This window comes from Pseudomonas sp. MC6 (assembly GCF_054790575.1).
On sequence record NZ_CP186504.1, the window covers coordinates 1,663,943 to 1,687,962 of the forward strand.

Genomic DNA, 24,020 nt, shown 5'->3' on the forward strand with positions numbered 1-24,020 from the left:
GCGGCAGACGCTCTCGGGCGATCAGCCACCCGTGGCAATGATCACTGGAACGATTTTTTTCCGCCGTTCTCCAGCGGGATCAACTGATGAGTTTGATGCGATAGTTTGATGAGGCAAATTCATCAAAATACGTTGATGTGATCCGTAGAATCATCTGACGTGGTCGCTCGTCCGGCTTCCATCCAGAATTCAAGTTGTGAGGTCTCATGAATGTAAGCCGCGCCAACCTCGCAGATTTTGTCTACTTTCTTGCCATTGCCCGCCATCAAAGCTTCAATCGCGCAGGCAAAGAGGTGGGGATCAGCGCCTCCGCGCTGAGCCACGCGATCAAGGGCCTGGAAAGCAGAATCGGTGTTCGTCTACTCAATCGCACCACTCGCAGCGTTACTCTCACTGCGGCGGGCGAAGAACTGCACAAGCTGATCAGTGAGCCCATGCTGGAGATGGGGCAGGCCATGGAGGTTCTCAATCGTTTCCGCGATGAGCCTACTGGTCGTATTCGCTTGAACTTGCTCAGCGACGCCGCAGATCTTCTGCTCGGCCCGGTATTGCCCGTCTTCAACGACCGCTACCCGGAAATCCAGATTGACCTGACGGTGACCAACCTGATCGTCGATATCATCGGCGGTGGCCATGACGCAGGTATACGCTACGGCGGCACTGTGCCGGAGGACATGATCGCGCAACGTTTGTCTCCGGACATACGCTGGGTCGTGGCTGGCGCTCCGCAATACCTGGAGCGCTTTGGTGTTCCAGAGCATCCGCAGGATTTGCTCAAGCATCGTTGTTTACGCATTCGCTTGGGCAACGGCTGTATGTACGACTGGGAGTTCGAGAAAGGCGAGGAAGCCGTTTCGATTGCGGTGCCTGGGTTGATCACCATCGACGAAACCCGTGTCGGCCTGTCTTTAGCTCGCCAGGGCGCCGGTTTGATGTATGCCCCAGAGCCGGCCATGGCGCCGCTTATCGAGAGCGGGTATGTCACGACAGTTCTTGATGATTGGGCCAGCATCGCACCCGGTTTTCACATGTATTACTCAAGTCACCGGCAGTTACCGATGGGCCTGCGTCTGCTGATCGATCTCATCCGTGAACTGCAGCCCCTTGATGAGCCATGAGAGGCCTCATCGCGATGCCTCATATTGCGCCTCGCTGACCGGCTCCATCCATACGACATTCTTGCCATCCACGGCCTCTTGGATCGCGATATGGGTCATACCCGTGGTCGCGGTCGCCCCGTGCCAGTGTTTAACGCCGGGCGGTGTCCAGATCACATCGCCTGGCCTTATCACGGTTTTTTCACCGCCCACCTGCTGAATCCAACCCACGCCGGCGGTGACGACAAGCGCCTGGCCTTTAGGATGTGTATGCCATGCAGACCGAGCCCCCGGCTGGAAGGTCACCGCACCTGCAGAAACAGTAGAAGGTTCCGGCGCGGCGAAAAGAGGGTCGATCCTTGCGTTGCCGACGAAATTACCTGGAGCCCCCATCAGTGAGGCTTGGTCGCCATTCCTGACAATGCTCATGGCTTGATCCTTAGGGAGATCCGCTGCGTGCGCAGAGGCGTCGGACAGGATCGCGGCAGTCAGCATCGAGGCGGTGACGAGTGTTCTCATGAGGCAAGCTCCTGCTGGATATGCAATAGAGCTGACAAACTATTCCAAGACCCACCTGAGGACTACACGGCAAAACCGACATGAAGCGATGAATATCTCTCATTAGTCCGGCTGTGTGCCTGCTCCTGTTGACTCGAGTCCTCTAGCGCAGTCGCTACCTGGATTGCTGAGTATCACTCATCAGCACATCCCGGATTTGCCCCATATTCATCTTCTTTCTCCTTGATTAGCGTGGGTGGCCTCACCAGCCCCATTCACTGGCTGTGATTCCTACGGCGCCTGACGGAGGCTTATTGATGATCCCCACACGCTTATCCAGCTCGGCGATAGTCGCTTTAAAACTGCTCGGCGGCTCTGCTCTGGATAAAACATGGGCGTATTACCGCACCAAATACAGCGCTAGTCGGTACATAGCTTCGAAGGTTAGCAAGCGCTCCCATACGGCCACTGTGCGTTTCTCACGGACAAGGAGTGCCCGGTGAGCCAGACCAGCATTGCAACGACAAAGCAACCGGGTCTAGGCGAAGGCAGCCAGCAAGGCGAGCGAGAGCACGGCTTGAGCATCCTGCTGATCCTCAGCGCGCTGCTCGCGTTTGCATCCATCTCCACGGATCTCTATTTGCCTGGGATGCCCGTGATGGCTGCCGATCTGCATGCGGACGGCGGCACGATGGAGTTGACCATCAGCGGTTACCTGGCGGGCTTCAGTGTGGGGCAGCTTTTCTGGGGGCCGTTCAGCGACCGGTTTGGCAGAAGACTACCCGTAGCACTTGGCTGCCTGTTGTTCATAGCCGGTTCTGCTGGCTGTGCACTCTCGACCAGCGGGACAACCCTGATCGCCTGGCGCCTGGTTCAAGCATTTGGCGCTTGTGCGAATGTGGTACTTGCACGCGCCATGGTGCGGGATTTGTATGAAGGTCAGCGGGCCGCACAGAAGATGTCGACGCTGATGACAGTCATGGCAATCGCACCGCTCGCGGGGCCGACAGTGGGTGGACAGATTCTCCATCTGTGGTCGTGGCACGCGATCTTCTGGACATTGGTGCTATTGGGTGGAGCGACACTGATGAGTTTGCTTTGGTTGCCAGAGACATTATCGCCGGTGCGCCGCGTTATTGCTGGTACCACGTGGGCAGATTGGGGGGGGGGCGCTCTTGATCTGCGGCTGTTTTCTATTCGTATCGGCCACCGGTTTCGTGCTGGCCAACGCGATCACTGGTGCGCTCAACTGTCTCCCTGAATTTGCCGGGTCGGCGTCGGCACTCGCCGGCGCATTGCAGTACGGATCGGGGATTTTGGGCTCGGCATTGGTCGCCGTTTTTGCTGATGGTACGCCTTGGCCCATGGGGTGGGTTGTAGCCATTTGCGGCTTGGGATGCGCACTGAGTGCAGCCTTCGCCCTGCGCCTTTCGCAACCGATTCAACAGCCTTGGCATTAGAGGAAAAATCGATGAACTTCGCATTTGAAAATAGAGTCGCCCTGATTACTGGCGCCGCCTCCGGTATCGGGCTGGCAACGGCCAAGGCATTCGCCCAGGCTGGCGCTGCCGTCGCGTTGGCCGATGTCGATGGCGACGCGGCCAATGCTGCCGCTGAGGCCTTGGTGAAGGCCGGTCATCGAGCCATCGGGATCCGCTGCGATGTCGCGCAAATCGACCAGGTCGAAGCCATGGTGCAAGAAGTCATCGCAACGTTCGGTCGCCTCGATGCTGCCTTCAATAATGCCGGTATCCAGAACCTTCTTGCAGAAACCGCTGATGCCACAGTGGAGGATTACGACAAAGTAATGTCGGTTAACCTTCGCGGCGTTTGGAGCTGCATGAAGTTTGAGCTGGAGCACATGCGCCGCCAAGGTAGCGGCACCATCGTCAACTGCTCGTCTCTGGGCGGACTGATCGGGGGTGCCGAACGTGCCAACTACCACGCTGCCAAGCATGGAGTGATAGGGCTGACCAAAAGTGCAGCATTGGAATATGCAGCTCGGAATATTCGCGTCAACGCGGTTTGCCCAGGGCTGATCTGGACGCCGATGGTCGATCAGATGGTCGCGGCCGGGCAGGGCGAGGCGCTTGAGGGCATGACCAGAGCGGTGCCAATGGGGCGGCATGGCAAGCCGGAAGAGATCGCCGACGCGGTTCTCTGGTTAAGCAGTAGCGCCTCCAGTTATGTCACAGGCCAGTCCATTTCAGTGGATGGCGGATTCGTTATGCGGTGATCGTGCGGCGAAATGACTCTTTAGCAGTGCGCTGATTTTTCAATGCTTGATCAGCGCGATTGATTTGGCGACGCGTAAGGTCGCCTGGTCTATGCCGTTGGGAACGACCGAGCAAACTGGCCCACTGGGAATCGCTACTCACCTTCCTATGCCAATCGGCATGCCAACCCGTGGCGGGCCAATTACCACCTCCAGTGGATTGGTATTCATCGCGGCAGCGCAGGACTTTTACATCTGCGCTTTTGATGTTCGTAGCGGCAAAGAACTGTGGAAAGGGCGTTTGCCTGTCGGGGCAGAGGCAACACCGATGACGTTCGTATCGCCAAAGAGTGGCCGACAATATTTAGTCGTCAGCGCTGGCGGTAATTCAGCAACGACGCAGAAGGGTGATTACGTGGTGGCGTATGCGCTGCCGCAGTGAAAAAGGGGAAAACTGATGGGTAAACGTTTATTAGGAGTGCTCGCATTGGCTGGATTACTGGCAGGACAAGCGCTGGCCGCCGAAGAAAATGGCTTAGTGGTGCGCATCGCGCAACTCGAAATCGATCCTGCACAGGTTGCGGCCTATCAAGCCGCAGTCAAAGAAGAAATCTCAGAGTCGACTCGAACAGAGCCGGGCGTCATATCAATCTACGCTGTCGCCGAAGTCGACCGCCCAAATTGGTTTCATTTCTTCGAAATCTACGCCAGCGACTCGGCATACCGAAGCCATATCGAATCGCCGCACTTCAAAAAGTACGCCGTTACCACGCAGTCGATGATTGTGTCGAAACGCTTGATTGAATCCACACCAATCGAACTTAGCCCCCGGCCTGGCCCGTAATCAGCTGGTTCGAAAGAGATTTGCGCGCTGGGCAAGCTGGTTTTTCAATGGAGCAAAGTGATGAAAAATTTAAAAGTGATGGTAATTGCAATGGCGGGACTGGCGTTTTTTGCGGCGGGCAGTTGTCGCGTGATGGCTTCGGACGACCACGCGGCAGCAGCACCGGCCTACTATGTCGCCGAGTTTGAAGTAACCGATCCCGAGGGGATGAAGCCTTACAGTGCACAGGTCGAATCAACCTTCAAACCCTATGGCGGACATTTCATCGTGCGCGGCGGAAAGACCATCTCGCTTGAAGGTGAAGCGCCAAAGCGACGCCGTGTTGTCATCGAGTTCGCCAGCGTCGAAAAAGCCCAGGCTTGGTACAACTCTGCGCAGTACACCGAACTGAGGAAAGTCCGCCAGCGCTCAGCCAGGACGGATGTCTACTTGATCGAGGGAGTACCGGCGCGATAGTCACCGAGTTGCCTTTTAACTCCACCTGATGAGGTTTGCATTGAGGGTAGGGCGGCTCCGTCATGATTGCCTGAAGATGCCACCGGCGTAGTGAATTTCAAAAGCAGTGGCACGAGCATGAACCTGTATTTATTAGAAATAATGTTTAACTACACTAAATGGTCGTTTAGTCGAGTTAACGTAAGTTAGCAGCATATTCGGCGGAGAAGAGTCCATGATCATGCGTGAAGCCAAAGCTGGAGACATTATTAGAACATTGGATCTGCAGCCTCACCTCGAAGGTGGCTATTTCCGTAGAACCTATCAGGCCGATCATCGCGACCCACTCGAAACCCCCAGCGGCCCACGGTATCTGATGACCTCGATTTACTATCTGTTGGATCAGCAATCACCGGTGGGCCAGTTTCATTTCAATCGATCCGACATCCTGCATTATTTCCACCTGGGCGACACCATTGAGTACAGCCTGATTCATGCTAACGGCTCATTGCAGACATTGGTGATGGGCACCGACATTCTGGCAGGACAGCTTTTGCAATTACACGTACCGGGTGGAATATGGAAAGCTTCGCGGTTGCTCGAAGGCGAAAACGGATTTGGGCTGATCAGCGAAGCCGTTTCGCCAGGGTTTGATTTTGCCGATATGGAAATGGGTGATCGGCAGAAACTTACGCTGCAATTTCCACAGCATCGAACGCTGATTGAAAAGCTGACGCGTGATGAGCGTTGAGCGCCGTCGAATTCAAGGAAAAGCAGTGGACCGGCTTCAGGGCGATTCTGCAGGTTGAAATCCACTGTGCAACCGGGCTAATCTCGAAACATCTTGTTACGTGTAATGTATATTATGTTAAACTAGATGCCATGTTAGAAATGTTCATGAGGCTCATAAGGTACTGATTCGACAAACCGGCTTCTGACGTCCAATCTATCAACGGGCCATGTCCTTCGTGCTCATGGCGAGTCATTCAATGAGGTGGCTGCCGATGAAGCTGATTCAGTGCCGTTTCTCTTCAGGTCAGCGTGTGCCGCTGCTCGTGCAAGCTGGGTACGTGCCTCGGCCGGTGACATTATCGGATATCAATATAGCGCTCGGCTCAAATCCCCATCGTTCATCAATATTTTCCAGGCGCTCCCTAGTGGAAATAAACGGAGAGCCTATCAAGCTTACTAGCCATCAGCCTCGTCATTGGCGTAACACTATCTACCACTTGGCAGGAATGAGTAATGTTCAGCAAGCGTTGGCGTTGGGGCGAAAAAGCCTAGACCAGAATACTTATTATCAACACACGAGCATTGAAGAAAATACCGCTGCCCATCAGAAGTTTCTGGCGTTCAATAGTCATCACGAGCGCATCGATTTCTTACATGCAGGCATAAGAAATAAGCGCATTCAGGGCTCTTTGACCGACAGTTACCATGCGTTGCTCTTAGATAAAGGCACGGCTACGGCAGAAGCTTTCCTCACCGTACATGCCACGGCGTTGCACGTGACACCCTTCGGAGGCTGCATTCACGATTTCTCACAGGCGCCCTGCCCTAAACATCTTCAGTGCTGGAATGGCTGCTCGCATCTCCATCTGATGGGCACTTTATCGGAGCGGGCCAATCTTCAGAAGCAAGCCGAGAATCTCGCTACGGCAATTACCATCATGCGTGATGCCGGTACCGGAGAGGCAGGCAGCGATGTATGGCTGGCGGACCAGAAAAACAAGCTAAACAATTTAAAATCCGTCCTCGCACGCGAGACCGATGTAGGTATGCAACGCGTGTTTCCAAATGGGCATCCAATGACAATTGCGGACACGGATAAACGACACAGTTCGGTTTCGGATGATTAGAGGCGACCATGGCGCAACGGCAAACCTTGAGAGGCAGCAACTTGGACGAGGCAATCGACGCCCTCCTCGCTCAAATGATTAGCTTAGGGCTGGAGCTCGCGCCTATTTCACGCCCCGAAGTGCAGCGACGATTGGGCCTGACTAGCCGCGCTACCCTGGTAGGTGATCGTGGGAGGCGAATTGAATCCGCCCGTATCGCACAACTCAAGGAGAGTGGGAGAGATCCAGACGGTGCCCGCCGCCGAAGAAGCCTCGAAGAACGAATTGCCAATCTGCAAATGGAGAATGCTGAGTTAATAAAGATGCGGGACCAACTCTATGAAGCACTGTCGGCAATTACACATAATTGCCTGCTTAAAGGATTGGATGTCGAACAAATCCTAGCCCCGTTGCGAAAGCGTTAAGTTTTAAGGTTGCCATCGCGGCCGGTCAACGTGCCGCATGACACTTGCGAAATTGCACTCTACTTCACCACCAAGTTGTATTCGACCTGACCAGTCATTTTCATTCGTTCTGACACCAATTGCACCGGATTTGACCCGCACGCTTTGTAACCGTGATCGGCAGAGAACGACCAAGAGCGGACGTTCCCATGCGACTGCATACGGCCAAAAGCGGACATTCGAACACGAGACAATACGATGAACAAAAAAGCAAAAATGACTGCATTTCTGCTCAGTAAAGTAGTAGCCCAACCTTTGATTGGCCGGACGTTTGACCCTGATCGCATGATCCGAATCCCCGATTGTCATTCGATCGTCGAAGTACTTCGCCTCATCAAACACGGAGGGCCAGAATGGGCACATCGTTACGTCACTATGTACTTTTCCGGTCCATCGAATGCTTGGGCTCTGGTGTACTCGCTTCAGGATACCAGCGCCCCGTATTTTGACTTCATGTACACCTGCAAAGAGCCGCCTCAGAAGACCCTGGTCGCACTGCTAGGGAAGTATCCACAGTGCTCTGTCATCGACTGGTCACCCGGACGCCTGGCCTGCATCGAAGCTCAGGGGGTGGATGTTGATACTCTTGCTGAAATAATCCGGGATGTAACTGAAGCCGCTTGGGATGAGCACATCATGTTCGTTGATGCTTCGTACGAGGAAATGGGTAGAGCGTGACTCAAGAGCGGGCGATCGACCTTGACTTTCCATTTTCGGCCGTCACTTATCTGTCATAGCTTTATCGGAACGCTTATAGGCGGATGTACAAAAAATCACACCATACGGCGCGCTGTCCCATCCGCCTGGAAGCGATGGCTTATCTTTTGCGATAGGTAGCCGCTAGCTATCCGCGTGCCATTCATAACGGCCGCTTCTCGGCAACAGTGTGGGGTTCGACTTAATCCGCTTTCGGCCCTTGGCTGCAGCTCATGATGTCGTGTCCCAATAAAAATGGATGTACTCCTCTTCATACTCCGCGAACAGTGAAACGATGAACTCCGTCTTCATTGAATACATCAACAACGCTCCGATGAAGCCGTTCGGCTCATGCAGCGGCTGTTTGAGGGGAGCAATCAAATCCCGCGCCTGATCCGCGACCATCTGATTGAAAACAGCTTCCGAAATCTCCTCAAACTTAGCGTCAGAAACGTAGCCCAGGAAGTAGCTTTCTCTATCGGGATGCCAAGCTACACATTCCGCATGAAGCCAGAATTTCAATCCGTTCTCGCCTTGCTGTTTGGGCGCGCGAGTTATGCGAATGGTCTCTTCAGAGTCGGGGTATTCAAAGGCAACTGCTGGATAGGTGACGTAATAGAGACCGCGCCAACGACCGCACGCGTTCCAATAAGTCATTCCTTCCCCGGAGAGTTTGTCAAAATCGCTTCTGTTAAACATGGAAAAACCTAATGCGGAAAAGGGGACGATTTTATTTTCAGAAAACGGATTCTAATAGCAAAAAAGGGGACTAAAAAGTAAATCAGCCCCCTTTCCCAACGCGCACTTGATTCAAGAGACGGAAATTTTTAACTTGAACTAAATTTTATCTCAGGCTCACTTACCTTTCACCTTTTCGATGATTTTTGCTAATCCGTCCAGACCATCAAAAGTCGAGGGCAACTCATTTTCACCAGTTACCAATCCACTGAAAATCACTTGTTCAAATCGGTCTAAAGTCAGCTCCTTAGAAGAGCCTTCACCATTGGATTTGGAAACTGTTTTTCTAGCCTCGCCTGAAAACTTCACATAACTTTGAATAAACTGAAGTAGAGCTATACGAAGATCAAGTTGGAGCATCTGCGCTTTCACGCCTCTAAAATTGTGAAGCGCCACGCGAAAAAAGTATACGAACACCAATTCCAAAGCAGCAATCGATACAGCTGTATAGACATCAATCTCCGGGATTTTTAGTTCAGCATAATAGACATATACTTTCAGCGCCGCCGGGGAGATCATCATCGCTGCCAAAAGCAGTAAACACGCAAAATTGAAATGCTTTTCGATTGCCTTGCCAGCTCTCATTTTTGAAAACCCTGATACCAGCTCTACAAAATCCGAACCAATCTTAAGTTTTTTTAGACCTTCCGCCAAGTGTGCTACTTTTTGCTGTCCTTCGTTGAGGGTGCGCTCATTGTCAGCATTAACTCTCACCGCACGCTCAATAGTTTCTGGAAGTTTTTTTATAGCAACAATATCCTCATGATGAAGATACTTCTTCAACACTCCAATCAGCATTGAGTGCTGACCGTAAATTATGTGACTTCCTGCAGGGTGATCTAATTTCAGCCCCCGGATCATCCTGAGTCCATGTGCTAATTCTTCAGAAAGACCGCTGGAATTCGATACCTCATACTCCTGCACAAAGCGAAATATAAAAGCAGCCAACAGTTCAGAATCTTTGGAATCTTGAGGATCTATCGTCTCCAATTTCTCTTTAAATTCACGACCGATCATTTCAATGTTAAACAGGCAGCCGCGCTCAAAAGCAATATAATTATTTCGCATCGCGGCTAGTGATCTAATTATAAAAATATTGATACCACTAGTGTCCATCCCGTCAGTATCGATAGCACTTCTGTACCGACTCTCAGTCTCTAGAAGGAGACGATGCATCTCGTCATCCTTAAAATACCCCTTAGAAGACTCAGTGTCTTTTACTTCCATTTGTTGAGACATGTCCATTCCAAAATTCATCAGTGGCCTATCATGATGCCGGCCAGAAGCCATCATCCTACCATCTGTAAAGCTCCATCGCGAAATGACGACCGAAAGGAACTGAAAAGGGACAAACTTATTTAATTGTCATCGCCCTCTTCTGGCCGTTTTCTGCCGGTCATGGCCACGCTTGATGGTCAGATCCGATGCAAATGATGGTCAGGTCGAATGCAAATGGGTGGGCAAGTCCGTGCAATTACCCAACACTGGGATACCACTGCCGCGTTCGCAAGCTGATCACAAGGTTGCGAGCAGTCATTAGCAACTGAGCCCTCACGTCAAAAGCATACTCCCCTAGCTCCAGCGGTACACAAATAGCACAGTTGTTCGGTCCAATCATCCCTGGGTACGCCTTAGCGAGGTCTACCCGGCGCGGCCTTAGGGTATACACGAGAGCGTCGGTGATATCAGACCAACAGCAGGCGTGAATGGTGCGCTTGGGACGAGGCAGATTCCGGCATTAGGCTACTTCCAGGACCAGCGACAGACGCCGACCCAGCAATGCAAGCGCACGCTCCATCTGCTCAATTTTCGAGGCGTGGATGAAGTCCAGCAAACGGTCGACAACCTGCCGCGAACAAGCCATTCGACGGGCAAGCTCGGCGCGGCTCACGCCTTCATCACACATGGCATTCCATAGCAAGATCTTGGCCACAGTCAGCACCGGCAAGTGCAGCACCATCGCAGGGGCGCTTGGCACCGAGGGTGCTGGAATCTTGCGCCGCTGCTCTACGTACAACGACAGCGCCGACTCCAAACCATTTAGGGCTTCGGCAAATGCTTCGCACAGCGTACTGCCTTCGGCGTTCATTTCCGGAATATCGGTGCATGACAACCACACACCGGTGGGCTCGCTATGCTGCACTAGCGAGTAGTGATACATGGCTTTACGCCTCTCTAAATTGCCCAAGCTTTCGTTGATCCCCCGTAGCCTTTAACGTCGAGTTTCGCCGGTCGCTCACGGGCTATGATCGGCAGCGCAAACGCAATCTGTAGCACATCTGGAGCTGATTGTGCTCAGGGTCGTATTCCCCGCGACCTCCCGTCGGCAATCAATAAATGCGACCTACTAATCAATTGGACTACTCTTATTCCAGCCCGCTGGGTCATCGCTTCGCAGGAAGCATGTACATGCATGAAATTCAGCGCTGCAATCAGTTGCCGGAAGGCCCACAGACGATTGAGCAAATAGGTAGTCAGCGAGCTTGCCAGCTGTCATTTGCATCGGGGATGCCCATGCTGTGATTACATTGCCCGTCATTCTTCTGAAGCCTTGTCGAATCGGCTTTTCAGCTTGGTCAATTCACGTCCCTTCCCAAACGTGTCCGAGATTATCTGCATGTCCTCTTCGCTGAGTGTGGATGCGTCGACCGATGCCAGCGCTGCATGGGTACCCAGGCTATAAGACAAACGAGCCATATTTGTTTTGATCTTGATCGAGGAGCAGCGCGGCAGTGTTCTCAATAAGGTCTGGGCCGTAGCGAGCTTGCTCTCTTGGTTGGTCAGGCGGACGCAGAAGGACTCCAGGTTTTCGTTGACCGCGCTGGCTGTTTCCGGCGCTGAGCCGAGTGCCAAGATCCGGATACCAAGATCGATAAGTTCTTGCGGTGCCTGCATTGGATCAAGTGATGTGATCTGACGCCAGATTCGGCGTCGTCCATTGTCGGTTGCTTCGGCGGTAAGTAGGGTTTGCGCCAATACTCGATAAGCAGTCTTGTCCAAGCACTTCGACCACAACGACAACAATTGATCGGGCGCGTCCACAGTGCCTGAATGCGCTAGCGCAAGCACCTCTAATGTCGATGCGACGCTTTTCGGCAGATCCAGCACCGATACCGCTTTTTTCCAGACTGCTGCCAACCAGGCCACCTCTTGCTCCGAATTCCAACTGATGGGCGCTGGTAGTTGGGCGATCTGACTTGGCGAAAAATGCCTGGCGGCACAGGTGAAGAAATGCTCTGCTTCGGCTGGGTGGGTTTGCCATACCTGGCAGGCGAATTCGACGAGATCAGCTTCACGCTCGGCAGTCACACGTTTGGCAGTGATCATGGAATCAAGGGACGCCAGCAAACCGCGCTTCGCTTCCTTGAGGTCGCGCCGGCCGGTACTGATCGCCTCCGTAAAGATCGTGTCAGGCACGTACCCTGGATGTACCTGATCGACCGATGGCCATGTGTCTGCGAAATGCTGATGGAGCTGATTATTCTGAGCGGGGTAGCTGCTAGCGGAAGAAAACGTATCACGCAGACAGGATGCGATTGTCGCTGGAGATCCATTGAGGTAGATTTTTGAAAGGCCGGCCATAACGCTGTCGAGATCGTCGGCTGATCGTGATACGAATGACGGCAGCCGGCTCAGCGCTCTATCAAGATGTGCTTGCAGATTCCCGGTAGCCCAGGATTGACTCGGAATTTCCACGGAGGCCATCGTGTAAATTTCGCCAAAGCCTTCAGGCATCGGAGCGGTAAACCCGGAGTCGAAATAAGTGGTGATCTTAATTTGAACCTCGTCCGGCAATTTGTCGAAGCCCTTCATCAGAGAGCGACAGCAGTCTATCGGCAGTTCGTCAGCCAAACGCTCAACCCAGTTCGTGCTGACCTGGGCGGCAAGATCAGGGGCACGCTGGATCATTAGCTCGAAAAGCGCTACCGCATCGACTTGATAGTCTTCTCCAGTGGATAGGTTGTTGCACAGTAAAACAAGATTCGATTGTGCGTCTGCTGTCAACTCACCAAAACGAGCTGAAGCCACAGCCATTGTCCATTGGAACCCTCGACGGTAATCGATCTCAGGTTTTGGACGAGCCAGAAGATTTTTCGCCACCGCGATCACGCATCCCGAAAGCGTTTGTGCGTCCGCCTTTTGATGTGCTGCCTCTAGCACAGTCAGTGCGCAAGCCTGCAGCTCAATTCGCGGTAGAGCCAAATATCTCAGCACGAGTGGCCACAAAATGGATCTGCTCTCTTCACCTTGGGACACCAACTCGGCAAACAGACGACCGACTCGCCCTGCGACCACTGGCAACTTCATCACTTCGCCACGGTTTGCATCCAACTCGTCGGCAACAAGTGTCACGTAGTCCGTACCCAACATCGATAGCAACATAGCTTCATGATCATCTAACCACCGCTCCAGCTCTTGGAACTCGAACTGGTAGGAGCCGCCACTGAGATTGACATCTCTGACCTTGAGCCAATCGATCAACTTGCGTTCCTGAGCAGCTGGCAGTCCGTGCTCTGAGCGGACGCTGAGCACGATGTCACAGGCCTTACTAACCATCACCCGGGCTTCGTCCAAGCTCGGAGTCTGCATGGTTTCTAGGCGAAATTCGATGGTTTGGCTGGTCGAGAGTAGATCGTCAATCAACTCTGCAGCGATTTGGCGTTGTTCCTGAGTATTGGCACTTGAGACGATGTTGCCAATTCTGTCCAGACCAATCATTGACCGGAGATCGAGTGACGCCGTGAGCTCGTTGCACAGTTTGCCCAGCATCAGACGCACTGTCCGCGGTGGTAGCCGATCAAGGAGGTTGGCGATCACCCGCATTGCATTATGACGGCGGGCAGTCGTCTCCAAGTGTAGATCACTGACCAGCTCGTGGAGCAGGTGAGCGTGGTCATCGCTTAGGGCGGCATTATCGGCGCGCGTTGACAGTTGCTCAACCACACCACGAGTATCGCCAGACATCAGCAGATTGTATATAACGCTGGTCCCGGCACCAAACTTTCGACTTATTGGATCTTCAGACAGCAGAAGCAGACTCTGAAGAGAGTCCGGCCAACGAATACCAACAAGGCTGGACAGGAATTGACGAAGGTCCCTACAGTCATCGCGAATCGTTGTTGTCTTACTATCCTTGTCCAAGGTTACATAACGCTTACCCAGTAACGCTTGGGCTTCAACTGGTTGATCCAGAAGCGAACCTTCATTCACAAGCAACTGGGTCAGTCGACCTAGCAGCAAGGGGTCATCCTGAAGATCACGATAGAAGTCCGGGAAGCTCACCCGTGCTGCACTGAGTGCACCCAAGGAGATGGGGTGGGCAGTCACCGATCCCTCGTGCAGACCGCCTGGCCGCTCCCCTGCACTGCCTTCATACTCACGACGTTTCGCCAACCACCAGGACTGTGCAAAAGCGTTGACGATTTGCAAAGCGTTCCGAGGATCCGCGACATTCACGTGAATCATCCGATCAATCACTTGCTCGGGGCTGGAGCCCGAAGTCTTCAGGTCGCTGACAATCTCAGTAAATGACAGGAGATTTTTCAGCGCGAATTGCCTCATGTCGCCTCGAGGTACTGGCGGGATTTCAAGTCGAAATTGGAAGATGCGATCAAGGTACCGACGAGCGTCCATGTGCGTGAAAACGGTACCTGGCTGCTCAGGGTTTTTGCCGCGACCCCGCGCCAGCGCATCGGCAACTTTTGCTTCGTCACACGAGATCACAAACACTAGGCCCAACCCGTGTGGAAGCTTTTCAGGGGGGATTTCCATGAACGCCCGGACGGCGTCGAGGCCGAGTACCATTTCTTCTGCTGAGAGCCTATCCAGATCATCGACGAAGATCACCAAGCGCTCGCAAGGGTTTACTTTTCGAAATATCCCTGAGGGCTCCTTGAACGCCTTCAACTGTTCGAGGAGCATTTCTTCGTATTGTTCTGCGCTGGCGCTGGGAAGAGAAACCTTTGTGATCGACCGGAAGCTATCGACCTTTGAGGGCTTCAGGTTCTTGAGTAGATAGCTGTAGGCACCGCTTATTGCCAAGATGAAGGTCGATCGAACATAGGGGTCGCTCCAAGGGAGGACGGCTAGCCCAACCCACAGCAAACCAAAAAGCAACAGCATGGCCACCAGGAAGGCAGGCAACGGCATCGACCACGCGCGCCACAACTGACAAGCGTACTCTCGAAATCCTTTCCACTGATGCTCAACCTGTGTGATGTTTCGGAAGAGCTTGTCATGAAGCGCCTGTTCGTCTCCCCCAAGCTCGATAAAAACGTGGCGCAGAAGCGCGCGTTTGATGTCCTGATCTTTACCGCCGAAACGCCAGGCATTAAAAGTGATGCTCTTGATGCTAGACCTACGTGAAGGCTTACCGGAACCGTCGGATGCGCCGTCGGCGAGGCCTTGGGTGTAAAGCTCTTTGATAGAGCTTTTCCCGGTACCCCATCCGCCGAGTAGTCCAATGCTGAACGGAGGCTTATGGTGATCGGCCTCAATCAGGCTCTGGAGTGCCTGGGAAAAATGCCTGTGACCAAATGCATCCTGAGCTTCGTTTTCGATTTGCCGATCGAGCACTGCCGGCATTGGCTTGTAGGATTCAGGCATGCGTTGCGTCCTTCAACGTGTTACTGGCGGGCTGCCACTATCGGTCAAGCCTACTGGAAGGATGGAGGACAACACAACTTTGCCCTTGGTACAAATTTGGGCTTGAACTCGGGCTGAGCATCTAAGCCAAATGCAAAGGCCGTCATCGCAACTTCTTAGTTGCCTCAAGACATGCGGTTTGGTGCGAGCATTTAGAAGTGCCGTTACCTTCTTACGACAGTCAATGAACAACGCTGAGCGAGCCGTGAATCGGCACCCTCTGAAGTGGCAAAATGACATTCCTAATGGAGTCCTGTTGTAATTGGGCTAGAGTCGTCTCCACACATCTATCGGCTTGGCAAACCGCCAAAGTGCGGTCACAAGGAAGAGGCTATGCAAATCCAGCACCTGGAGATCGCGAACTTCCGCAAGCTCCTGTCAGTTCGAATCGACCTGGCGAGCACTACTACCCTTCTGGTCGGAGCGAACAACAGCGGTAAATCCTCCGCGATGTTGGCGCTACGCAAGTTCCTTCTTTCAAAAGCGACCGCGTTCCGGCTCCAAGATCTGACGCTCTCGCATCTCAGAACTATTGATGCCATTGGCGTCGATTGGGAAGCTGATGATGAAAGTCTCGAAGCCCCCGCGGCGAACGAGTGGGCGCACTGGTTACCCACCCTGGATCTGTGGGTGGAAGCCTCACAAGGCGAACTCCACCACATCAGAGATCTGATTCCCAATTTTGCCTGGAAAGGCGGCCACGTTGGCATGCGCTTCCGACTCGAGCCAAAGGACATGGCTAAGCTCTTTACTGATTACCGGAAGGAGCGGAAGCGCGTAAAGCTGCTGCAAGAGGAAATTGAGAAACAGGCCGAGGTGGGAAAGACTCCGCTCACCCTGCAACTGTGGCCGCAAAGTTTGCACGATTACCTCAACCGGCGCCTGGGAACGATGTTCGCGATTCGCTGGTACCGTCTCGATCCTACGCAACTCAGCGCACCAGATCCCAAGACTCGTCACGCCAAACTTCAAGGACTGTCCGTGACCGCTATTCCGCTGGAAAGCAACCCCCTGACCGATCTCATCCGAGTTCACGAAATCAACGCCCAACGCGGCTTTGGAGACAGCGCGGAAGAATCCATCACCGAAGGCAGAGGTGGTTCGGGGAAAAAGTTGACGGAGCAATTGCGCACTTACTACAACCGGCATCTGGATCCGGGTGACAGTCCAGATATCTCGGACCTGGAGGCGCTGACAGCCATCCAGGCTGCCCAATCTGCATTCGATTCCCGACTCACCTCCAGCTTCGCCCCTGCCCTCGACGAAGTCGCAGGCCTTGGATACCCTAACAATTCTGACCCTGCTATCAGGGTAGAAACCCGGCTGTCTCCTACAGACGGGATGAACCACGAAGCAGCAGTACTATTCGAGCTGGACTCAGCCGCAGGCGCGCCCGGCGCCCCTCCCATGCGCTTGCCCGAGACGTCCAACGGTTTGGGTTACCAAAACCTCATCTCAATGATTTTCCAGTTGATGGCGTTTCGAGATGAATGGCTGAGAAAGTACAAGAACGCGGAGGAGCAGTCCGACACTGGTGTCGAACCAATCCACCTAGTGCTGATCGAGGAGCCTGAGGCTCACCTACACGTCCAGGTGCAGCAAGCCTTCATCAAGCATGCGTATCACGTCCTGTGTAATGACCCTCTGCTTAAGAAATATCCGAAGCTCAAAACTCAACTGATTGTCAGCTCTCATTCGAGCCACGTCGCGCATGAGACGGAGTACGCGAATCTTCGGTATTTCCGTAGGCTGCCCGCGGGCATGGCCGGCGTACCTATTCCAGTGTCCACAGTCTCCAACCTAAGCACTGTTTTCGGGCAGAAAAACCCTCACAAGCAAACAAAGGAGTTCGTGACCCGTTACCTCAGGGCGCAACATGCCGATCTCTTCTTCGCCGACGCGGTCATTTTGGTAGAAGGTGCTGCAGAGCGAATGATGCTGCCTCACTTCCTGCGCAACCACTTCCCCTTCCTGGATCGATGCTACATCACCATCTTGGATATCGGGGGCAGCCACGCTCACCGACTCCGGCCGCTGGTAGACGCATTGGGCATCGTGACTTTGGTGATCACTGATCTGGACGCTGGCCACAAGAAATCAGCGGTACCGGTTAGGCGCCAGGCAGAGCAGTCAACCAATAACCCTACCCTCCGGCACTGGGTGGCGGCCCGACAACTGGGTCATGACGTGGACACTCTGCTGGATCTGGATAGTGAGCAAAAAGCTGTTCAGATCGATGATTTGTTTGCTATCAGAGTGGCGTATCAGACACCCATCACCATTCGTCTTCCTAAGACTCAAGTTGATGTAGAGGCCCTGCCCAATACCTTCGAGGACAGCCTGGTAATGAGCAACGTGAAGCATTTTGCGACTAAGCAAGGCCGGGGTTTGACCAAGGCAGTTTCCAAAGCGCTGCGTGAGTCGGAAACCGCGGACGATCTGGGTCAGGCGTTGTTCGACGCTCTCAAGAATGGAGACAAGGCGGAGTTTGCTTTACAGATACTGGGAGATCCCAACTTTGCCAAGGTGGCGATTCCCGAGTACATCCGCGAAGGGCTCACCTGGTTAGAGACCAAGCTCAAGAAAAAGAGTAAGGAACTCCTGATAATTCCAACGGCCAGCATCGAGGTGACTGGACAGTGAGCGCCATTACCGAGGTTGTTGATGAAATGAAGCCGACTGCTGATGAGGTTATCAGGGAATGTCTAAACCTAGAGCAGCCACGCAGCTTCTTCCTTTACGCCGGGGCCGGCTCTGGCAAGACCCACTCGCTCGTAGAAGCAGTGAAATCGCTCAAAGGGCGTGAGCGACAACGTCTCACATTTGAAGGTCGGCAGATCGCGATCATTACCTATACCAATGCGGCCTGCGAGGAGATCGAGCGCCGACTCGAGCACGATCCTCTGGTTGAAGTCTCAACGATCCACGCTTTCTCCTGGAGGATGATCAAGGGCTTCAACGATGACATTCGTGATTGGTTGCGCGTTAAGCTCGCCGCCGACATTGACGAACTGGATGACAAACTCCGTAGGGCGCAAGGAGAGAATAAGACGTCTCGTGCTAATCGGGCGAGCCGGGACAGCAAGGCCCGTCGCCTCGCGAGCCTGGATGAAATCACCGACTTCACCTATAGCCCGACGGGAGACAACCGAAGCAGGCAATCTTTGAACCATAGCGAGGTCATCCAGATGGCCGCGGCGTTCATCCCGAAGCCGCCCTTGCTTGATGTGATGGCCGACCGGCACCCGGTGCTCTTGATCGATGAAAGTCAGGATACGTACGGCCCGCTAATGGATACCTTTCTGCAAGCTCAAGCGGCAATCCCTGAAAGGTTCTGCCTAGGGCTTCTCGGCGACACGATGCAACGCATCTACAACGACGGGAAAGTTGGGTTGGATGATGCCATTCCTGCGGATTGGGCCAAGCCAGAAAAGCGCGTGAACCGTCGCTGCCCAACTCGAGTTGTCGACTTAATCAATGTGATCCGTGCGAGCGTTGATGGTCATCAGCAAATACCTAAGCCGGGGGCTGCCAGAGGCACAGTACGAATGTTCTGCACACGGCAGGTACCGGGTCAGGATTTCAGCCTGGAAGAGCAGATTGCTAAGCAAATGGCTGACGTCACCGGCGATGTTCAGTGGGCAACCGGTATGCAAGGCCGCAAGACGCTCATCCTGGAACACAAGATGGCTGGGCGGCGTATGGGGTTTGAAGGTGTATTCACGCCGTTGTATGCCGTTGAACACCTAAACACGGGCCTACTGGACGGAACGCTACCCATACTCAAGCTTTTCTTTGAGGGGGTCGCCCCAATAGTAGAAGCGGCTCGAGCGGATGATTTCACGCTCATGGAAGCGGTGCGGCTGCGCTCCCCCTTGCTTGATCCCAAATACTTGGAGTCGGCTGGCACCAACCAACTAGAGGTGCTGGAGGCTGCTGGAAAAGCGACCCAGTCGCTCTGTGAGATGCTTACGGACAATGATCCACTCATTGGGGAGGTGGCTCAAGTTCTTCAAAGGACTGGCCTGCTAGACCTGCCTGCTCGCTTCGTCGAAGCGATGGCTCTGGGCGCAACGGCTGACGATGCCCCGGAAACATCGGATCGCGAAGCGCTTGAGATTCATGCTTATCGGATCGTCCTGGGACGCTCTTACTCGGAGATGGAGGCGTTCGCTGGCTACGCAAATGGGCTCTCACCGTTCGGCACCCACCAGGGGGTGAAAGGCCTAGAGTTTCCGCGTGTGATGGTCATCCTGAACGATGAAGAGGCAGGCGGTTTTCTGTTTAGCTATGAGAAGCTGCTCGGCGTTACGCCTGCTTCGTCAACCGACATGAAGAATCAGCGCGCGGGCAAGGATGATTCCTTATCGCGCACGCGCAGGCTTCTTTATGTGACCTGCAGTCGTGCAGAGGAGAGCTTGGCAATCGTGATTTATAGCGCCCAGCCAGAGACTGCCAAAACGAACGTCATTGAAGCCGGCTGGCTGAAGGCAGACGAGATTGTCGTGCTGTGAGAGGTGTAAGAAGTTGAACCGTGTGGGGCACACTCCACTTAGCCCGGTTAATCAGCTCATGTATGGCGAGAAATTTATGTTTCTGGTCTCAAGATAAAAACAGGATGTGAGATGCGTACCGCTTTTAAATTATTGGTTCACGAATCTGAAGGACAGAAATATGAGGATCTTTTTGTAAAGATCATGTCCTACAGTGACCCGGGGTTTAAGCCGGTGAAAGCCTACGGGAATATTGGTGATCGGGGGAATGACGGGTGGGTGGCCAATAATGGTCGATACTATCAGTCATACGCTCCTGAAACGTTAACCAGCAATACGAAAAATGCGCTGAGAAAACTCAATGATGATTTCGAGAAGCTAAAAAGCTTCTGGGATCACATATCGTCTGTACGAGAATTTTATTTCGTCATAAACGATAAGTTTAAAGGTGTCTCTCCTCATATTTATGAAGCTGTCGAGCAACTAAAGCACATGCATGGTTTAGACCACGCTGAGGTATTCTTAGCAAGCCAGTTAGAAAGAAAGCTGTTCTTACTGAGTAACGATCAAATCAAGCAAGTGTTGAATTCTTTTGAGTCTACACCACCCGCTCACAATCTCAAGGTAGTGGACTTTTACGAAGTTCAGGACGACGACCAAGATGATGGGGATGAGGTAGCTACCGAAGTCGAATTAAAGCTCAGAAATGCGGGATCTGAAGTCGCTTTTGTCAAGGAAGTATCCTTCTATACTGTTAAGCATTGGCAACTTTTGACGGACAGGCATCATCGCGCTGTGGATGTCTCAGCGACGTATGATATTACTATCTCCGAGAACCCCGGAAGCTTAGCAACGAAGAAAGTCCACCATGAAGTCAAGCCCCAGGAAACAGATAGGATTCGATTTAAGCTTCATTCGAAATTTAGCGCAGATCCTGATGGATTGTCGCTTTATCTCATTCAGGTTAATGTTCACTATAACGAGGATGCGGCGCCAATGTCGTTTCGGCAGACTATAGTAAATATTCGTCCGCCGCAGGTTAGCGAGGCTTCGTACTTTGGAGGTTATTCAAACAAAACGTTAAAAAATAATAAGAGCTTGGCTCGAGAGATTCTTAAACTTCATGCGGATGGTGTTGGTGTCGAGGATTATGTTGTCGAAGTCTTGGAGTCATGGATGTTAGCACCTGACACGCTCTAGTTTATATTTCGATCGCGCGGATCAAAAGGCGGTCAACGGTTAGCATTTTAATTTTTTAGAAAATACAATTGCCGCGATTTCTCATGCTCAAAAACGGTGCTCTTCCGTGAATTCAAATAATAGAATACCCCCTCCTACAACACTATATAGATACCGCCCTCTGGGCAATGCAGAGCTCGTGAAACGAGAGCTTGACGCTATCTTCAACAGCTATCTGTACGCGCCACGCTTTGATCAAATGAATGACCCGATGGAGGCACTGTTCGAATATCCCCGCGAAGATCGGATGGCGGTTTTGATGCCAAAAAACCTTCTTGAGTTTGCTAGCAAGGCTCTCGAAGGGGCAGCAGCGACAGCAAAAAAATCAGGCTTGATATCCATGTCGACTACCCATTTGGACTACCCACTGTGGGCGTACTACGCTAGCAATTTCGAAGGTATGTGCTTAGAGTTTGATACTCAAGAGTTAGCCATTGCAGATCTGTACCAGCATTTATTGGTGCCCGTTGTCTACAACTCCATCGCTCCTCCTCCTGTGACCTTTGAACTGCTTGGATATTCTGATCCAATGGATGTAGTCAACGGTCGGCTAATGCAGAAGCGACAAGAGTGGCAGCATGAAAATGAGTGGCGATATCTCGCTGGAAGAGAGGGTCGCAAGCTGTATACGGACCCAGCGCTAAAGCGAATTTATCTAGGGCCACGTATTGCCCCGAAAACGAAGTCACGGATTCTTTATAAAATGAAGAATCGTCCTGTCGAGATTTATGAAGGTTCCGTACGCGGATACGAAGTTGAGTTCAAGTGCATCCAGAAGAGCACTGCTCGGGAGGCGTGCGAACGAACGGGAGCAGGTATTTTTGACCGGCACCTAATATTATCTTCCGCGAAGGAGCTGCGTGCTGCTCTTGGCGATAATTTTGATACCCTGGAGCGAAAATGTCACGAGCTCAGTGCCCACCCAAATCTAGAGCGCATAGATGGAGTCCGCGCGACCAATAACCAAACTATCGTTTGTGTAACCGCAACGTATCGCTTAAGAGGTGGACGTGACATCTCTCGAAACCATCTCTTTGATGCTGATATGAACCTACTGCCCTAGACGAGCGCAGTAGCCTCTTGTGATGCCGGAGCCAGTGAGACGGGCTCCGCCTCACCAGTGACAAGGAATATGGTCAGGCATCAATCTTCTCTTCTTGCTGCTTCCAATCCGTCCTCATGAAACGGTATCTATGAACACTGGACTTAAAAAACTGTAGGTAAAGCCAACATTGATCGGTGTTTGGATCACTTTATGAACATCTGACATCGCCCACTTGTAAAATCATGTATTACGCAATGCGCCCTTGCAGAGCGGCAATTGCCTAAAACCAAAACCCCGCTTTGCAGACGCGACTCTCACTCAAGTGCAACTTTGAGCGCACGGTCATGCAATTCTTTACCCCTAGCCGTCAAGAAAAGTCGTTGAGGCCGAAGGTCTTTGCAGTTTTGAACTGTGCTCAGCAGACGGTAGCCCGTTACCACCGTTCAACGCCGTTGCTCACATCGACATCCACATTGCCTGCGGCCTCACTCAACAATATTCGCTGTGCGCGGACTCAGCCAAACGCCACCTGTTGTTTGCCGGCGGAATTGACATTACGCCAATGCTGGCGATGGCCCATGAACTCCATCATCAAGGGGCCGATTTCAGCTGCACTACAGCTTTCGATCCAGCGAACGCGCCGCGTTTATCCGATACCAGCGGCAAGCGCCTTTTACCTGCCACGTGCATTTGCATGAAGACAGCGGATCTTCCGAACAGAAACTCGATGCTACCGCCCTCCTCGCCGCGCCAGACAACTCGAGCCACCTCTAGGTGTGCGGCCCAATTCCATCCTGGACACCGCGCAGGCTGCTGCCTGGGCCGGAGAGTCATATAGAACGCGGTTTATCGTTGCCCACTCGGGCCCAGAATTCCTCTGCTGACGGACTAATGGGGGCAGTCGGACGCGTGAGGTGAATTTCCAGAGGAATATCCCAACTTTCGTCGAGCGCCCGAACGAGACGTCCATCAATCATTTCCTGTTCAGTCAGGCTTTTTGGTAACCAGGCAACCCCTTTGCTCTCCAGTGCCATAGACATCAGGACGGCAGCAAGATGGCTGCTGAAAAGAGGTTTCAGATGAAGATAATCTTCTTTGCCGTGGAGTCGGTGAGCGACGATTCGGCCAAGCCCCGATTCGTGCGTATAGGCCAAGTAAGGCAGTGTTTCAGGGGAGGAACCAAAATTGGCAGAGGGACTCGCCAGTGGCACGAGTACATCCTCGCCAATCTTCTTTCCAGTGAACTGATCAGGGGCTAGCAAAGGCGGCACATCTGGGTGGCGGTGGCAAAGCAGAAACTGAACCTGGCCGTGAATTAGCATCTGTTCGCAAACAGCCATGCTGTCTGAATGCAGGCGTACCGCATCTATCGGTGCGCCATTTTCTGCACTTCTCAGCCATCTTGGGAAGAAGGTGAATGACAAGGAGTGAGTAGCTGCGAATTGCAGTGTTTTTGCGGCCATCCCCGCCACTTCCTGAGCCTCAGATCGCATCCGGTACAAACGTCTGGCTGCCTCTTGAGCGCTAGGCAAAATCTGTCTTCCAGCCTCGGTCAGGGTCGCTCCTTGGGGGGTGCGCACGAACAATTCGACGCCCATCCAGTTCTCCAGAGACCGGACTCTGCGACTGAATGCGGGCTGAGTTACGTGGCGCGCTTCAGCCGCCCGTACAAAGCTGCCGTATTCCGCAAGCGCTGAAAAATCCTCAAGCCAAACGAGTTCCAAGGGCAATGCCTCCTGTGCATAGGGCGCGGCATTAATAGCATTGGGCGGG

Annotated in this window: 18 protein-coding genes and 1 pseudogene; 13 read left to right on the forward strand and 6 right to left on the reverse strand. The window is 53.0% G+C overall.

Annotation, left to right across the window (positions count from 1 at the left end; genetic code table 11):
* Window positions 1-206: 206 nt before the first annotated feature.
* The gene (locus ACOYXE_RS07515) at window positions 207-1,118 is read left to right on the forward strand and encodes a LysR family transcriptional regulator (protein ID WP_460928477.1); all 912 of its coding nucleotides are present in this window, start codon (window positions 207-209) and stop codon (window positions 1,116-1,118) included.
* Window positions 1,119-1,124: 6 nt separating this feature from the next.
* Here the strand turns inward: ACOYXE_RS07515 and ACOYXE_RS07520 are convergent, their stop codons facing one another.
* The gene (locus tag ACOYXE_RS07520; protein ID WP_174244456.1) at window positions 1,125-1,616 is read right to left on the reverse strand and encodes a (R)-mandelonitrile lyase; all 492 of its coding nucleotides are present in this window, start codon (window positions 1,614-1,616) and stop codon (window positions 1,125-1,127) included.
* Window positions 1,617-2,094: 478 nt separating this feature from the next.
* Between ACOYXE_RS07520 and ACOYXE_RS07525 the strand changes: the two genes are divergently transcribed.
* The 8 genes and pseudogenes from ACOYXE_RS07525 to ACOYXE_RS07560 all read left to right on the forward strand — a co-directional run bounded on the left by ACOYXE_RS07525 (window position 2,095) and on the right by ACOYXE_RS07560 (window position 8,069).
* Complete coding sequence (locus ACOYXE_RS07525) at window positions 2,095-2,856, forward strand: MFS transporter (RefSeq protein WP_460928479.1); 762 nt, start codon at window positions 2,095-2,097, stop codon at window positions 2,854-2,856.
* Between the two features lie 210 nt (window positions 2,857-3,066).
* The gene (locus ACOYXE_RS07530) at window positions 3,067-3,831 is read left to right on the forward strand and encodes an SDR family NAD(P)-dependent oxidoreductase (protein WP_160057883.1); all 765 of its coding nucleotides are present in this window, start codon (window positions 3,067-3,069) and stop codon (window positions 3,829-3,831) included.
* A gap of 49 nt (window positions 3,832-3,880) precedes the next feature.
* Window positions 3,881-4,252 (forward strand): annotated as a pseudogene (locus ACOYXE_RS07535) (membrane-bound PQQ-dependent dehydrogenase, glucose/quinate/shikimate family); the annotation flags it as partial.
* A 15-nt stretch (window positions 4,253-4,267) separates the two neighbouring features.
* Window positions 4,268-4,654, forward strand: a complete 387-nt coding sequence (locus ACOYXE_RS07540) for a putative quinol monooxygenase (protein ID WP_460928481.1) — start codon at window positions 4,268-4,270, stop codon at window positions 4,652-4,654.
* A 60-nt stretch (window positions 4,655-4,714) separates the two neighbouring features.
* The gene (locus ACOYXE_RS07545; RefSeq protein WP_460928483.1) at window positions 4,715-5,110 is read left to right on the forward strand and encodes a DUF1330 domain-containing protein; all 396 of its coding nucleotides are present in this window, start codon (window positions 4,715-4,717) and stop codon (window positions 5,108-5,110) included.
* A gap of 214 nt (window positions 5,111-5,324) precedes the next feature.
* Complete coding sequence (locus ACOYXE_RS07550) at window positions 5,325-5,840, forward strand: cupin domain-containing protein (protein WP_460928485.1); 516 nt, start codon at window positions 5,325-5,327, stop codon at window positions 5,838-5,840.
* Window positions 5,841-6,093: 253 nt separating this feature from the next.
* Window positions 6,094-6,948 (forward strand): hypothetical protein, encoded by an 855-nt coding sequence (locus tag ACOYXE_RS07555; protein WP_460928487.1) that lies wholly within the window; start codon window positions 6,094-6,096, stop codon window positions 6,946-6,948.
* A gap of 641 nt (window positions 6,949-7,589) precedes the next feature.
* Window positions 7,590-8,069, forward strand: coding sequence for a hypothetical protein (locus tag ACOYXE_RS07560; RefSeq protein WP_264365259.1), 480 nt, complete (start codon window positions 7,590-7,592; stop codon window positions 8,067-8,069).
* A gap of 249 nt (window positions 8,070-8,318) precedes the next feature.
* Here the strand turns inward: ACOYXE_RS07560 and ACOYXE_RS07565 are convergent, their stop codons facing one another.
* The 4 genes from ACOYXE_RS07565 to ACOYXE_RS07580 form a co-directional block, all read right to left on the reverse strand.
* Complete coding sequence (locus ACOYXE_RS07565) at window positions 8,319-8,786, reverse strand: hypothetical protein (RefSeq protein ID WP_460928489.1); 468 nt, start codon at window positions 8,784-8,786, stop codon at window positions 8,319-8,321.
* Between the two features lie 156 nt (window positions 8,787-8,942).
* Window positions 8,943-10,064 carry a hypothetical protein gene (locus tag ACOYXE_RS07570; protein ID WP_460928491.1) on the reverse strand — a complete coding sequence of 374 codons (1,122 nt, stop codon included), beginning with the start codon at window positions 10,062-10,064 and terminating at the stop codon, window positions 8,943-8,945.
* Window positions 10,065-10,563: 499 nt separating this feature from the next.
* Window positions 10,564-10,986 (reverse strand): type II toxin-antitoxin system HicB family antitoxin, encoded by a 423-nt coding sequence (locus tag ACOYXE_RS07575; RefSeq protein WP_460928493.1) that lies wholly within the window; start codon window positions 10,984-10,986, stop codon window positions 10,564-10,566.
* Between the two features lie 374 nt (window positions 10,987-11,360).
* The gene (locus tag ACOYXE_RS07580; protein WP_460928495.1) at window positions 11,361-15,431 is read right to left on the reverse strand and encodes a KAP family P-loop NTPase fold protein; all 4,071 of its coding nucleotides are present in this window, start codon (window positions 15,429-15,431) and stop codon (window positions 11,361-11,363) included.
* A gap of 372 nt (window positions 15,432-15,803) precedes the next feature.
* On the opposite strand from ACOYXE_RS07580, the gene ACOYXE_RS07585 reads away from it, so the two are divergent.
* From ACOYXE_RS07585 to ACOYXE_RS07600, 4 genes are all read left to right on the forward strand, one after another.
* The gene (locus ACOYXE_RS07585; RefSeq protein ID WP_460928497.1) at window positions 15,804-18,113 is read left to right on the forward strand and encodes an AAA family ATPase; all 2,310 of its coding nucleotides are present in this window, start codon (window positions 15,804-15,806) and stop codon (window positions 18,111-18,113) included.
* A 26-nt stretch (window positions 18,114-18,139) separates the two neighbouring features.
* Window positions 18,140-19,984, forward strand: a complete 1,845-nt coding sequence (locus ACOYXE_RS07590; protein ID WP_460929793.1) for a UvrD-helicase domain-containing protein — start codon at window positions 18,140-18,142, stop codon at window positions 19,982-19,984.
* 111 nt (window positions 19,985-20,095) lie between these two features.
* Complete coding sequence (locus ACOYXE_RS07595; protein WP_460928499.1) at window positions 20,096-21,163, forward strand: hypothetical protein; 1,068 nt, start codon at window positions 20,096-20,098, stop codon at window positions 21,161-21,163.
* A 178-nt stretch (window positions 21,164-21,341) separates the two neighbouring features.
* Window positions 21,342-22,265 carry a DUF2971 domain-containing protein gene (locus tag ACOYXE_RS07600; RefSeq protein ID WP_264365252.1) on the forward strand — a complete coding sequence of 308 codons (924 nt, stop codon included), beginning with the start codon at window positions 21,342-21,344 and terminating at the stop codon, window positions 22,263-22,265.
* 812 nt (window positions 22,266-23,077) lie between these two features.
* Here ACOYXE_RS07600 and ACOYXE_RS07605 read toward each other — a convergent pair.
* A complete protein-coding gene (locus ACOYXE_RS07605; RefSeq protein WP_137217014.1) occupies window positions 23,078-23,971 on the reverse strand; it encodes a LysR family transcriptional regulator in 894 nt (297 codons plus the stop codon).
* Between the last annotated feature and the right edge of the window lie 49 nt (window positions 23,972-24,020).